General features: G+C 72.8%; 9 protein-coding genes. 5 read left to right on the forward strand and 4 right to left on the reverse strand.

All coding sequences use genetic code 11. From position 1 onward, the window contains the following. Positions 1-32 precede the first annotated feature (32 nt). From ACZ404_RS12200 to glgX, 3 genes are all read right to left on the reverse strand, one after another. On the reverse strand, positions 33-1283 hold the full coding sequence (locus ACZ404_RS12200; protein WP_468438717.1) for a M14 family zinc carboxypeptidase: 1251 nt from the start codon (positions 1281-1283) through the stop codon (positions 33-35). A gap of 442 nt (positions 1284-1725) precedes the next feature. Further along, a complete protein-coding gene (treY, locus tag ACZ404_RS12205; protein ID WP_468438719.1) occupies positions 1726-4098 on the reverse strand; it encodes a malto-oligosyltrehalose synthase in 2373 nt (790 codons plus the stop codon). A gap of 147 nt (positions 4099-4245) precedes the next feature. Next, on the reverse strand, positions 4246-6354 hold the full coding sequence (gene glgX, locus ACZ404_RS12210; protein ID WP_468438721.1) for a glycogen debranching protein GlgX: 2109 nt from the start codon (positions 6352-6354) through the stop codon (positions 4246-4248). Between the two features lie 195 nt (positions 6355-6549). Here glgX and ACZ404_RS12215 point away from each other — a divergent pair, with 195 nt between their 5' ends. From ACZ404_RS12215 to ACZ404_RS12230, 4 genes are all read left to right on the forward strand, one after another. Then, positions 6550-7365, forward strand: a complete 816-nt coding sequence (locus tag ACZ404_RS12215; RefSeq protein WP_468438723.1) for a Tat pathway signal sequence domain protein — start codon at positions 6550-6552, stop codon at positions 7363-7365. 50 nt (positions 7366-7415) lie between these two features. Further along, on the forward strand, positions 7416-8735 hold the full coding sequence (locus ACZ404_RS12220) for a copper amine oxidase (protein WP_468438725.1): 1320 nt from the start codon (positions 7416-7418) through the stop codon (positions 8733-8735). Positions 8736-8850: 115 nt separating this feature from the next. Further along, positions 8851-10092: an SAV2148 family HEPN domain-containing protein gene (locus ACZ404_RS12225; RefSeq protein ID WP_468438727.1), complete on the forward strand. Its 1242-nt coding sequence runs from the start codon at positions 8851-8853 to the stop codon at positions 10090-10092. A 209-nt stretch (positions 10093-10301) separates the two neighbouring features. Then, the gene (locus ACZ404_RS12230) at positions 10302-11015 is read left to right on the forward strand and encodes an exonuclease domain-containing protein (RefSeq protein WP_468438729.1); all 714 of its coding nucleotides are present in this window, start codon (positions 10302-10304) and stop codon (positions 11013-11015) included. Positions 11016-11030: 15 nt separating this feature from the next. On the opposite strand, the gene ACZ404_RS12235 is transcribed toward ACZ404_RS12230, so the two are convergent. After that, positions 11031-11894, reverse strand: a complete 864-nt coding sequence (locus ACZ404_RS12235; protein WP_468438731.1) for a phosphotransferase enzyme family protein — start codon at positions 11892-11894, stop codon at positions 11031-11033. 285 nt (positions 11895-12179) lie between these two features. Between ACZ404_RS12235 and ACZ404_RS12240 the strand changes: the two genes are divergently transcribed. Beyond that, a complete protein-coding gene (locus ACZ404_RS12240; RefSeq protein WP_468438733.1) occupies positions 12180-13286 on the forward strand; it encodes a CDP-alcohol phosphatidyltransferase family protein in 1107 nt (368 codons plus the stop codon). The last annotated feature ends 114 nt before the right edge of the window (positions 13287-13400 follow it).

Below are 13400 nucleotides of genomic sequence, written 5' to 3' on the forward strand. Positions count from 1 at the left end.
CGGGCGCGGGCCGGCGTCATGAGGCGGACCGCTCATGCCGCTCGTTCGCGGGCCTGTTGCGCGGCCACCAGGACCGTGCGGGACTGGTGTTCCACCTGGTGCTCCAGCGGCACCCAGCGGGCCCGGAAGCGGTCCGCGAAGGCCTCGCACCACGCGGCGACCAGCCGCTCCAGGCCGGGCGCCGCCCGGTCGTCCGTCTCCCGCAGCACCCGCAGCAGCATCGCCGCCGCCCTGAGCGGCAGCCGCCGGCCGAAGGCGTCCACGCTGCCGATGTACGCCATCGTCGTGCCGGCCGGCGGTGTCTGGACCCAGTCCTGCGCCAGACCCGGGATCAGCTCCAGCGCCCAGCGGGCGGCGCGCAGCAGCGGCCCGTCCGCCCCCCGCAGCCGGGGCAGCGCCTCCTCCAGCACCTGCTCCACCTCGAGCGCGTCCCGCAGCAGCCGCGCGGCCAGCCGCCGCATCGCCGCCGCCGGCGCCGGGTGGGGTGCCGGGTCGTCCACCAGGTCGCTGGCCCACATCGGCACCTCCACCACGGCCGTCAGCCCGCCGTAGCGGTGCGTGTGGTACCAGGTGCTGTGCCGGGCGTCGTCCGGCATGCTCGGGTAGGCGACGCCCGACTCCGGGCCGGGCATCACATGGACCCCGGGCCCCGAGGCCGGCCAGCCCGCGGCGTCCGAGGCGCCCGTCTCCACCGGGATGTGCAACTGGGCCGCCGACTTGGCGAACGGCTCGGCGAGGCCCGGCAGGTCCTTGGTCAGCTGCACCCAGCTGCCGCCGAGGTCGGTGCCGTGCAGCGTCACCTGGAGGTAGGGGCGCAGCTCGTCGATCACGCCGGTCAGCGTCCTGGTCTCGGGCGGCAGCCGGTCCGGCGGCAGCACCGCGGGGGACCACTCCGGCTGCTCGGCGCCGGTGGGCCGGTAGAAGCCGAGGTGGTAGTCGAGCAGGCTGCGCGGCGCCGGGGTCACGTGCAGGCTCGCCCCGTCCGGGTCCGCGCACAGCAGGAAGTGCCAGGAGGTGTCCGTCCGCAACTCGTGCTCGGCCAGCACCCGTTCGGCCAGCACGCGCAGGGTGGAGCCGCCCGTGGGCTCGTTGGCGTGGGCGCCTGCCACCACCAGTACCGCCGGGCGGGCGTGCCCCACCGACAGCAGGTGCAGGGGCCGGCCGGCCCGCGACAGACCCACCTGCCGGAGCGAACACAGCCCCGGCTCCCGAGCGGTCAGTGCCCGCGCGGAGGCGACCAGTTCGGGAACGCTGGGGTAGCGCAGCTCCGGCAGGAGACTCACCCCCGATGTGTCCGCCCGGCCTCGCTCTCCCAGTGCCGCACGGCCTGAGTGAACTGTCAAGCATCCGGCGGGGGCGCCTCCCGGGGGCGCCCGGACGCATTCACGCCGGGCACCGACGAAGGAGGCCGCAAGCCCCCGGCCCGCCGGCCAGGCACACGGGCCGCCCACTCACCTCCAAGGCGCCCTCTCAGCCCTCCCCGACCCGCCCGAACTCGTCCCCACCGACCACCTGCAGCCCTCCGATCCCGCCCGAAGCCGCCGCGCGGCTCGGCCCTCCGATGCGCATCAAGGCGCCCCCACCGACTCCGGCCCGCGGTCCCGCCCGAAGCCGTCCGTGCGGCTCGGCTCTCCGGTTCCGCAGGGAGTGGTCCGCACCGGCTCCGCCTCACCGGTCCCGCGCGGCGCCGCCCGGGTCGGGTCGCACGGGTTCGTCCGCGGGGCCTCATTCCTCCGGCATCCGCTCCAACAGCGCCACCGGCAGCCGCTCGAAGAGGGCTGCCACGCGTGCGTGGCCGGTGAATTCGCGGCCTGGTGTCAGCACGTCCGTCCAGCGTCCCGGTGGGAGGTCCAGGCGGGTGTCCCGCCAGCCGCCCGCTTCGGCGAGGCGGAGGGAGAGGCGGGTCGCGGCGGTCAGGACCTCGTCCGAGCGGGTGAAGGCCAGGCAGTGCTCGGCCGCCGGGCCGGTCGCGTTGAGCGGGGTGTACGTCGCCGTCGTACCGAACGCGCCGGGCCGCCGGGCCCGCAGCCGCAGGGCCGCCGCCGTCAGCGCGTCCTTCTCGCCGGGGGCCGCCGCCGGGAAGGACACCGGGCGCCGGTTGTCCGGGTCCACCAGCGCCCGGTACTCGCTCTCCGTGCCCTGGTACACGTCCGGCACCCCCGGCATCGTCAGATGGACCAGAGCGGTACCGAGGACGTTCGCCCGGACGTGCGGCTCCAGCGCCTTGCGGAAGGCCGCCACACGCTCGGCGGGCGGCCCGCACGGCCCCGCCGAGACGAAGGCGGCCACCGCATCCTCGTACGGCGGCTCCTGCTCGGTCCAGCTGGTGTACATGCCGGCCTCGCGCACATGCTTCAGCAGCGCCTGCTGGACCCGCTCCTCCTCCGCCGGGCCCAGCCCGAACACCGTCTGCCAGGCCGCCCAGGCGAGCTGCCCGTCCGGCGCGCCCCCCTCCGCCAGGCTCACCTCGGCGAGCAGCTCCGCCCAGCGGTCGGGGCACTCGGTGAGCACCGCCAGCGCGGCCCGCACGTCCGCGCTGCGCTTGGTGTCGTGGGTGGACACGACGGTCCCGGTGGACGGCCAGTCGCGCTGCACGCGCGCGCAGTACGCGTGGAAGTCCTCCGGAGCCACGCCGGGCGAGCCGGGGTCGCCGCCGACCTCGGCCGCCGACAGCAGCGGCACGTACCGGTAGAACGCCGTGTCCTCCACGGCCTTCGCGCGCAGCGCCGACGCGGTCTGCGCGAACCGGGTGCGGAACTCCACCCGGTCCGCGTGGTCCGGCGACGAAGGGTCGCCGGGGTCCTCCACCAGCAGCCGCCGCACGATGCCGACCGCGTCGGCCTCCTCGGGCACCACGAAGGCCAGCCGGGCCTCCTCGGCGGCCTGCTCGGTGACGACGGCGGCGGCGTCGCCGGATGCGTACGGCCGGTAGACCCGCAGCCGGACCAGCAGCTCCTCCACGGCGGTGCGCAGCGCCCAGGGCGCCCGGTCGCGCAGCGCCACATCCGGCGAGGCGGCGCACAGCCGGGCGGCCACCCGGGTGAGCCGGTCGGTCTCGGTGGCCAGCTCGTGCGTGAGCACCTTGTAGGCGGCCCGCCGCACCGTCGCCTCCCAGTTGCCGCCCCGGTCCGTCTGGGGTGCCGCGAAGGTCCGGTAGCGGCCCAGCAGTTCGTACGCCCCGGTGCGGTCCGTGAACAGGCCGTCGACGTGGCGCAGGGCGTCGTAACCCGTGGTGCCGGCGACGGGCCAGGAGGCGGGCAGGTGCTCGCCGTCGGAGAGGATCTTCTCCACGACCGTCCAGCGCCCGCCGGTCGCCTCGTGCAGCCGCGCCAGGTAGCCGTCGGGGTCCGCGAGCCCGTCCGGGTGGTCGACGCGCAACCCGTCGAGCACGCCCTCCGCCAGCAACTGGAGGATCTTGCCGTGGGTGGCGTCGAACACGACCGGGTCCTCCACGCGGACCCCGATCAGCTCGGAGATGCTGAAGAACCGCCGGTAGTTCAGCTCGGTGCGGGCCAGCCGCCACCACACCGGGCGGTACCACTGGGCGTCCAGCAGCCGGGGCAGCGGCAGGTCCGCGGTGCCCTCGCGGAGCGGGAAGGCGTGGTCGTGGTAGCGCAGGACGTCCCCGTCGACCACCAGGTGGTCCAGCTCCGCGCCGAGCGGGCCGCCGAGCACGGGCAGCAGCACCCGGCCGCCCTGCGCGTCCCAGTCGATGTCGAACCAGCGTGCGTACGGCGAGCCCGGGCCCTCGCGCAGCACCTCCCACAGGGCGTGGTTGTGCCGGGGCGCCATGGCCATGTGGTTCGGGACGATGTCCGCCACCAGGCCCAGCCCGTGCTCCCGCGCGGTCAGCGCGAGCTCGCGCAGCCCGTCCTCGCCGCCCAGTTCCGCGCGCACGCGCGCGGGGTCCGTGACGTCGTAGCCGTGCGCGGAGCCGGGGACGGCCTCCAGGACCGGGGACAGGTGCAGGTGCGAGACGCCGAGCGAGGCCAGATACGGGACGGCCGCCGCGGCGGCGGCGAACGGGAACGCGGGCTGGAGCTGCAGCCGGTAGGTGGCCGTGGGCACTTCCGGGGGGCCGGGTCGCGCAGAAGTCATGCAGACCTACGTACCCAGCACGCCGCCCTTCGTGTCATCCGGTCCGCGTCCGAAAGGGGGGCGCACGATGCAGTGACGAGCGCCCTTCGGGGGGGCGCGCGATGCGCTACGCACGCCCCCCAGGTCGCTCCCAGGGCCCCCGCTCGCCTACGCCGGCCGCTGCAGCACCGTCAGGCTGCGGTCGGCCAGGGTGAGGCGGTCCCCGGCCGCCACCTTCGCGCCCGTCCCGGGCGGCACCCCCTCCGGGCGTGCCGTGTCGACGACCACCTGCCACTGCCGGCCGTGGTCGACCGGCACCAGGAAGTCCAGCGGCCCCGGCGAGGCGTTGAACATCAGCAGGAACGAGTCGTCGGTGATCCGCTCCCCGCGCGGTCCCGGCTCGGAGATCGCGTTGCCGTTGAGGAACACCGTCAGCGCCGACGCCCGCGCCGAATCCCAGTCCCGCTGGGTCATCTCCGCCCCCTCCGGGGTGAACCAGGCGATGTCGGACAGCTCGTCGTGGGTGCCCTCCACCGGACGGCCGTGGAAGAAGCGGCGCCGGCGGAACACCGGGTGGTCGCGGCGCAGCCACACCATCGCGCGCGTGAACTCCAGCAGATCGCCGCCGTCCTCCGGCCAGTGCACCCAGGACAGCTCGTTGTCCTGGCAGTAGGCGTTGTTGTTGCCCCGCTGGGTGCGGGCGAACTCGTCGCCGTGGCTGATCATCGGCACACCCTGGGACAGCATCAGCGTGGCGATGAAGTTACGCATCTGGCGGGCGCGCAGCGCCAGGACGTCCGGGTCGTCGCTGTCGCCCTCGGCTCCGCAGTTCCAGGACCGGTTGTGGCTCTCGCCGTCCCGGTTGTCCTCGCCGTTGGCGGCGTTGTGCTTCTCGTTGTACGACACGAGGTCGTGCAGCGTGAACCCGTCGTGGCAGGTGACGAAGTTGATCGAGGCCAGCGGGCGGCGCCCGTCGTCCTGGTAGAGGTCCGAGGAGCCGGTCAGCCGGCCGGCGAACTCCGCGAGCGTGCGCGGCTCGCCCCGCCACAGGTCCCGCACCGTGTCGCGGTACTTGCCGTTCCACTCGGTCCACAGCGGCGGGAAGTTCCCCACCTGGTAGCCGCCCTCGCCGACGTCCCACGGCTCGGCGATCAGCTTCACCTGGGAGACCACCGGGTCCTGCTGCACCAGGTCGAAGAACGACGACAGCCGGTCCACCTCGTGGAACTGCCGCGCCAGCGTCGCCGCGAGGTCGAAGCGGAAGCCGTCGACGTGCATCTCGGTCACCCAGTACCGCAGCGAGTCCATGATCAGCTGCAGTACGTGCGGAGACCGCATGAGCAGGGAGTTCCCGGTGCCCGTGGTGTCCATGTAGTAGCGGGGGTCGTCCGCGAGCCGGTAGTACGAGGCGTTGTCGAGCCCCTTGAAGGACAGCGTCGGGCCCAGATGGTTGCCCTCGGCGGTGTGGTTGTAGACGACGTCCAGGATGACCTCGATCCCGGCCTCGTGCAGCGCCCGGACCGCCGACTTGAACTCAAGGACCTGCTGGCCGCGGTCGCCCCAGGAGGCGTACGCGTTGTGCGGGGCGAAGAAGCCGATGGTGTTGTAGCCCCAGTAGTTGCTCAGCCCCATGTCGGCCAGCCGGTGGTCGTTCACGAACTGGTGTACGGGCATCAGTTCGAGCGCCGTCACCCCGAGCTTGGTCAGGTGTTCGATGATCGCCGGGTGGGCCAGCGCCGCGTACGTGCCGCGCAGCTCCTCCGGGAGCCCCGGGTGACGCATGGTCAGGCCCTTGACGTGGGCCTCGTAGATCACCGTGCGGTGGTAGTCGGTGCGCGGCGGCCGGTCGTCGCCCCAGTCGAAGTACGGGTTGATCACCACCGAGGTCATCGTGTGCGGCGCCGAGTCCAGGTCGTTGCGCCGCTCGGGCGCCCCGAAGTGGTAGCCGTACACCTCCTCGCCCCACCGCACCGCGCCGCTGACCGCCTTCGCGTACGGGTCGAGCAGCAGCTTCGCGGAGTTGCAGCGCAGCCCGCGCGCGGGGTCGTACGGGCCGTGCACCCGGAACCCGTACCGCTGCCCCGGCATCACGCCCGGCAGGTACGCGTGCCGCACGAACGCGTCGCTCTCGCGCAGTTCCACCGCCGTCTCCGAGCCGTCGTCGTGCAGCAGACACAGCTCTACTCGGTCCGCGGCCTCCGTGAAGACCGCGAAGTTGGTTCCGGCGCCGTCATAGGTGGCGCCGAGCGGATACGCCTCTCCAGGCCAGACCTGCATGGACACGACTCTCCCAGGTGTGCCGCCCCGCCGGGACCGTACCCCGCGCGAGTCTCCCCGAAAGTGAGGGAACCTCCTGTGACTTACACCCCTCTTACCTGCCGACCAGTGCGCACGGCGACTCGTGTACCCGCCGTGTGCCGAACCAGTGGGGCAGAACGTACTCCCGGGGATGTGGGGGAGTAGGGGGAAGATGTGCGCACGCTAGTGCACCGCCATCTCGGCAAGGTGGTGGCCGGTGCGGCCCTGGCGGTGGCCGGCACCGCCGTGATGGTCGGGATCACCCTGCCGGGCACGGCAGGGGCGGACGAGACGGGAGGGAACAAGGGCGGCGGCGCCCAGGCCGCCCAGCAGGCGGGGCAGGGGCCGCAGGGCGCCCCGCCGGGCGTGGTGCAGCAGGCACCGGCCGCGGGGAAGAAGGGCACGGGCCGTGACCCGCTGACCGACGACGAGACGCAGCGCGCGGCGAGGATCGCCGCCGGCGGCCAGGCGCTCGCCTCCGGCGAGAACGTCGACGGCAGGCGCGGCCCGCAGCGTCTGAGCGTCGACCTCGCCGACCCGGAGGAGAACGAACTGGACGACCCGGACGCACCGCGCCGGGCCGACGTGACGTTCTACGACTACAAAAGCGACGCCCTCATCACCAGGACCGTCAACCTGGAGACCGGCAAGGTCGAGCAGACCGGCAGCCAGCACGGGGTGCAGCCGCCGCTGAGCCGCGCCGAGAACGCCGAGGCGGCCAGGCTGCTGATCGCCGACCCGCTGGGCGCGGGCCTGAAGGCCGACTACAAGGACGCCACCGGGCACGAGCTGACCTCACCGGACCAGCTCCTGCTCAACGGCGCCGTCTACCGGGCCACCCCGGGCGGTCAGCCCGCCGTTCTCGACAAGTGCGGCGAGCACCGCTGCGTGCGGCTGTTCTCGAAGGTCGTCAACGGCCCCTGGATCGACGCCCGCTGGCTGGTCGTCGACCTGAGCGCCCACAAGGTCGCGCGGCTCCCGCGCGGCTGAGCCGTTCTCCGTCCAGTTTTCCAACCTCCTGAAGAGGGAGTCTCTTCGACATGCGCAGAAACAGGATCGGCGGCACGCGCACGCGTGCGGCCGCCGGCCTCACCGTCGCCGTACTGGCGGCCGGCGCCACGGCGGGCGCCGGACCCGCCGTCGCCCAGCCGAAGGCCGCCCCGGCCGCGGCCGCCGACTGCAGCGCCGCGTACCGGATCGAGCAGAAGCTCTCCAGCGGCACCACCTGGCGGATGTGCTGGCGCTACGACAGCAAGGCCGGCCTCGTCCTGGAGAACGTCTCCTACCAGCCCAAGGGCGAGCCGAAGCCGATCAAGGTCCTCAACAGCGCCCGCCTCGCCCAGATCGACGTCCCCTACGACGACGGCAGCGTCGAGTACGACGATCTGACCGGCTTCGGCTTCGCCCAGGGGCTGGTCAACCTGGCACCCGGCGAGTGCCCCGGCGGCACCATCAAGACCATCAAGGTCCCCGACGCCTGGGACCCGCAGCACCCGAACGTCAACGGCCTGTGCACCACCACCCGGTCCCGCGGCCACGCCTACCGCATGCAGGGCGACAGCGCCAACAAGGTCTTCCAGGCCCAGGGCAAGGACCTGCTCGTCTACACGGTCAACCAGGTCGGCTGGTACGAGTACATGACCGAGTGGCGCTTCCAGGACGACGGCACCGTCAACATGAACGTCGGTGCCACCGGCAGCCTCTCCTACGACGACTACGACGCCGGCGACGGCCGAGGCTGGCCCATCGGCAAGGGCGCCAAGGCCTACGCCACCAGCCACAGCCACAACGTCTTCTGGCGGCTGGACTTCGGCCTCGACGGCTCCTCGAAGACGAAGATCGAGCAGTACGACTCGGCCGTCACCGCCCCGGCCCACGGCCGGCAGGCGCCCACCAACAAGACCACCCGCACGAAGGTCACCAAGGAACTCGCGGGCGACTACAAGACGTACCGCTGGTGGCGGGTGGTCAGCGCGACCGGCAAGAACAAGGACGGCCACGCGCGCTCGTACGAGATCGTCCCCGGGCCCACCACCAAGTATCCGGGCCGCAGCTTCACCAAGCACGACGTGTACTTCACCCAGTACAACAAGTGCGAGCAGTTCGCCAGCAACAACCCGGGCAACTGCCCTGCGGGCGCCGGCAAGTCCGTCGACAAGTGGGTCAACGGCCAGACCCTCACTCACCCCGTCGTCTGGATGAACGTGGGCTTCCACCACATAGCCCGGGACGAGGACCAGCAGCCCATGCCGATCCACTGGCAGGGCTTCGCCATCGCCCCGCGGGACGTCACGGCTATGAATCCGCTCACGCCGAACGAGCTGGCATGGCAGAACGGCCACTGGCGGCCGCGTAGTTGAGCGAGGGAACGGGGAAACCGACCTGTCCATCCGGCTGCATCGCCGACCGCTCCCGGAGTACCCTTCCTTGATCGTTGGGACGGGGTAGGTCCGGGGGACGGAAGGCGGTGCACGGGTGGGCTCGGGAGGGCTGGAGCTGCCCCCTGGTGACGAGGGTCACGAGGGGCACTCCGCAGACGTCCCGCCCGGCGCGGTGTCCCTGGCCCGCCCGATGGACGCGGCCGGGTCCATCGGGCCGGAACTGGACTGGGACGCCGACGCCTGGCTCGAGGTGCGCGTGCGCGCCCAGCGGGCCGGCCGGGCCTACATCTGGCTGAACCTCGTGGAGCAGCGGCTGCGCGCGGTCGTGGCCGCCGTGCTGCGGCCCATCTACGAACCCGTCCACGGCGACGACTGGGTGGTCGCCGCGGCCGGGCCCGCCGGGCAGGAGTGGGTGCAGCGGGCGGTCGCCGTCCGCGAGGTCAGCCGCCGCAAGGGCTATCTCCTCGACCCGGCCGACGACAATGTGCTCAGCTTCCTGACGCTGCCGCAGCTGCGCGAGCTGATGGTGCAGCACTGGCCGTGCTTCGAGCCCTACTTCGACGAGCGCCGCGACCTCGAACTCGCCCTGGACGAGCTGGAGGTCACCCGCAATGTCGTCTCCCGCAACCGGGCGCTGTCCGAGTCCGTGCTGAACCAGGCCGAGCGGGCCTCGGCCCGGCTGCTGGAGATGCTCGGCACCGGCGGTGACGTGCCCTCCTCGCGGCGGCTGCCCGTCGACGCCGTCGAGGACCTGGTCGGCGACCGGTACGCGGACGTGGTCGCCGTCCACTCCGACCGGGTCCGGCTCATGCGCCAGTTCCCGGCCGAGGACCTCTTCGGCGGCGCCCGCCGTCTCGACGCCATCGGGATCGGCCTCAACCTGCTGGTGCAGAACTTCTCCGGCCGCCGCCTGGTCCGGCTCGCCGAGTCCGGCTGCCGGGTGCGGCTGCTCTTCCTCAACCCGGCCTCCAGCGCGGTGAAACGCCGTGAGCGCGAACTCGGGATGAAACGGGGCGAGCTGAGCCGCTCCGTGGAGATGAACATCCTGCATCTGCGCCGGGTCCGCTCCCGGCTGCGCGACCCGGGCGCCTTCGAGATCCAGGTCTACGACGAGACGCCCCGCTTCACCGCCTACCTGGTGGACGGCGACGGCGCCGACGGCATCGCCGTGGTGCAGTCCTATCTGCGCGGGGCACGGGGGATGGAGTCGCCGGTGCTGGTGCTGCGGGGCGGCAGCAAGGTGGTCAAGTCGGGCGACACGGGCGACGCCGGGCTCTTCCCGACATACCGCGAGGAATTCGAACTGGCCTGGGCGGATTCGCGCCCGGTGTCCTGAACCGTCCCCGGGCACAAGCGGAACGTGCTCCTCGGATTGTCAGTGCCGCGTGCGATGGTGGGAGCCACTGGGGGAAAGCACCACCAAGAAGGGGGGCCGCCCATGGGCCGGCACCGGGAGCCGCTCGTCGGCATGGACCTGGAGACGACCGGGACGGATCCGCGCACGGCGCGCATCGAGGTGACCGACGCCGGAACGAGGGCCGCGTGATGAGCTGGCTCACCGGGCCGTTGGTGGCCTTCGACCTGGAGACCACGGGGACGAACGTCGAGACCGACCGCATCGTCACGGCAGCGGTCGTGCGGCTGGAGCCCGACGGGGCGGTCGCGGCGGAGCGGACCTGGCTGCTCGATCCAGGGGTGGTGATACCGGCGCAGGCGTCGGCCATCCACGGCATCTCGACGGACCACGCCCGCGCGCACGGGCTGCCGGCCGGGGCCGCGATCGAGGAGATCACCCACTCCGTCGCCGAGGTCCTGCACGGGGGCACCCCGCTGGTCGTGATGAACGCGCGCTACGACCTGTCGCTGCTGGACCGCGAGTGCCGGCGCCACGGTCTGGCATCGGTCGGCGAACGCCTGGGCGGCGAGCCCTCGCCCGTCATCGACCCCCTGGTCCTCGACAAGCACGTCGACAAGTACCGCAAGGGCACCCGCGCCCTGCACGCGCTGTGCGCGCACTACGGGGTGCAGCTCGACGACGCGCACAACGCGCGCGCGGACGCGGTCGCCGCCGCGCGCGTGGTCCGCCGCATGGCCGAGAAGCACCAGCCCGTCGGCGCCATGCCCCTCCCCGACCTCCACCACCTCCAAGTACGCGCGGCCGCCGCCCAGTCCCTCTCCCTCCAGGCCCACCTGCGCCGCACCAGCGACCCGGCAGCAGTGATAGAACCCTCCTGGCCGGTCATCCCCCGGCCGCGGTGACCCGCCCGGTCCCGATCAGAACGGATACCAGCGCACCGTCTCGTCCCCGTCCCGCAGCGACGCCACGCGGCGGTGGAACTCGGTCAGAGCCGCGGGGTTGGCGGGTGCGTGCTGGGCGACCCAGGCGCAGCTGGCCGTTTCGCGGGCGCCGCGCAGGACCGTGCAGCCCTCCCACGCGCGTACGTCCCAGCCGTAGGCCTCGGTGAAGGAGTCGTAGGCCTCGGCGGGCAGGCCGTAGCGGTCGCGGGAGAGGGCCATCACCACCAGGTCGTGCTCGCGCAGGTCGGCGGAGAAGGTCTCCAGATCCACCAGGACCGGCCCGTCGGGGCCGATGTGCACATTGCGGGGGAGGGCGTCGCCGTGGATGGGGCCCGGGGTCAGACGGGGCGTCAGGGCGGCGGCCGCCGCCGCGAAGCCGTCCCGGCGGGCGCGCAGATACGCCGCGTCCTCCGGGTCGATCGCGTCGCCCGCGAGCCGCAGCCAGCGCTCCACCCCGCTCAGCAGCTCGCGCGGCGGCAGCGGGAAGGGCGGGGCGGGGAGCGCGTGCACGAGGCGCAGCAGCCGCGCCAGATCCCGCGGCTCGGCCGGACGTACCGGGTCGGGCAGCCGGTGCCACACCGTCACCGGGTGCCCTTCGACCAGCAGCGGCTTCGGCTCGGCCGCCCGCACCGCCGGGACGCCCGCCTCGGCCAGCCAGCCGGCGATGTCCAGCTCGCGCCGGGCCCGCTCCAGCAGTTCGGCGTCGCGGCCCACCTTGACCACCAGACCGCCCGCGGCGAACACGGCGTTCTCACCCAGGGCGAGCAGCCGCGCGTCTCCCGCCGGGCCGGGCAGCACCCGCGCCGCGGCCAGTACGTCCCGCGCCCGTGCCTCGTCCATCCTTCGCCTCCACCTCGTCCTGGTCCGGCTCGGCCAGTCTCGCATTCGCACAGGTGGGAGCCGCTGCCCGAGGTCCGGCCGAGGCACGTGGCAGCGCCATCGCGGCAAAGCCGAAGAACTTAATAACGGTCAGGTAACGCGCGGGGTGCCCGATACAGCCGTCGACCTGTCTTGGCTGTTGGACCGTTACCCCCTACGAAAGGTTGTGCGAGACGGATCTTGTTCCTCGGGTAAGAGCATTCCTAACGTGGGGTAAACCCCGACTGAAGGCCAGGTTGTTGATTCATGCCGTCGAAGCATCGTGACGTTCCGGACCTCGCCGAGGTGCGCCGTCTGACCCAGAAGAAGAGGGACGCGTGGTGGACCGTCCTCCTCGTCGACCCGGTCGCCACTCCACTGGTGCGCCAGGTCGCGAAGCGGACCCGTATCACGCCGAACCAGATCACCTGGGGCGCGCTGCTGCTCGGACTCGTCGCCGCCGGCTGCTTCGCGATGGGCGAGTGGCGCTGGCTGATCGTCGGCGCCGCCGTCTACCACCTGAGCTTCATCCTGGACTGCATGGACGGCAAGGTCGCCCGGCTCACCGGCCAGGGCTCGGTGTTCGGCGCCTGGCTGGACTACATCTTCGACCGGATCCGGGTCATGGTCTGTGCCGTGGCGCTGATGGCGGGCCAGTACCACCGCACCGATGACATCCTCTACATCTGGCTGGCCGCCGCGGTCGTCTTCCTCGACGGGATGCGCTACCTCAACTCGCTCGAGATATTCAAGACCCGGCACAGCATGCGCAAGCAGATCAAGGCCCGGCTGCGGGCGGCCCGGCGCGCGGAGAACGCCGCGCGTGTCGCCTTCATGGAGGACCTGCTGCGCGACAACCCCGAGGCGGACATCGAGCAGGACCTGCGCCGCGCGACCGCGGACGGCGCCCCGGCATTCGCCGCCGAGCACTCCGGGCTCCTGGCCGAGGCGGAGGGCGCGGCGCTCCTGGCCGAGGCCGAGGTCGAAGCCGCTCAGCCGCCCACGGCAGCCGGAACCGCCGCCTTGGGCACGGCCGAGCCCGCCGTCCTGGAGGGCACCGCGCCCACACCGCCGAGCGCCCGGGTCATCGACCTGCACCAGGAGTTCCGCCACCGCTTCCCCGCGTACCTGCGGATGCGCTCGTTCCTGCTGCGCCACCGCATCCGCACCCACCTGGTGAGCGGCATCGAGTTCCAGATGGGCGTGTTCATCGTCGGGCCGCTGCTCGACGCGATCATTCCCACCACCGTCGTCGCCGGCTCGCTGCTGCTGGTCTTCGAACTCGCCATCGTCTACAAGCTGCTGCTGTCGACCCGTGACTTCGCCCGCACCCTCGACTCCTTCGACCAGGACACGATGACACGCGCCGCCTGAGCGAGCCGCGCCAAAGGGGCGAGGGGGGGGGGGGGGGGGGCCCCCCCCCCCCCCCCCCCTCCCCCCCCCCCCCCCCGGCCCCCCCCCCCCCCCCCACCCGCAAAAGGTTGCGCC

Source organism: Streptomyces sp. NPDC030798 (assembly GCF_055572275.1).

Excerpts from the sequence above, each read along its gene's own strand:
- treY (WP_468438719.1), bottom strand. The coding sequence starts at position 4,098 with ATGACTTCTGCGCGACCCGGCCCCCCGGAAGTGCCCACGGCCACCTAC.
- glgX (WP_468438721.1), bottom strand. The coding sequence starts at position 6,354 with ATGCAGGTCTGGCCTGGAGAGGCGTATCCGCTCGGCGCCACCTATGAC.
- ACZ404_RS12220 (WP_468438725.1), top strand. The coding sequence starts at position 7,416 with ATGCGCAGAAACAGGATCGGCGGCACGCGCACGCGTGCGGCCGCCGGC.
- ACZ404_RS12230 (WP_468438729.1), top strand. The coding sequence starts at position 10,302 with ATGAGCTGGCTCACCGGGCCGTTGGTGGCCTTCGACCTGGAGACCACG.
- ACZ404_RS12235 (WP_468438731.1), bottom strand. The coding sequence starts at position 11,894 with ATGGACGAGGCACGGGCGCGGGACGTACTGGCCGCGGCGCGGGTGCTG.
- ACZ404_RS12240 (WP_468438733.1), top strand. The coding sequence starts at position 12,180 with ATGCCGTCGAAGCATCGTGACGTTCCGGACCTCGCCGAGGTGCGCCGT.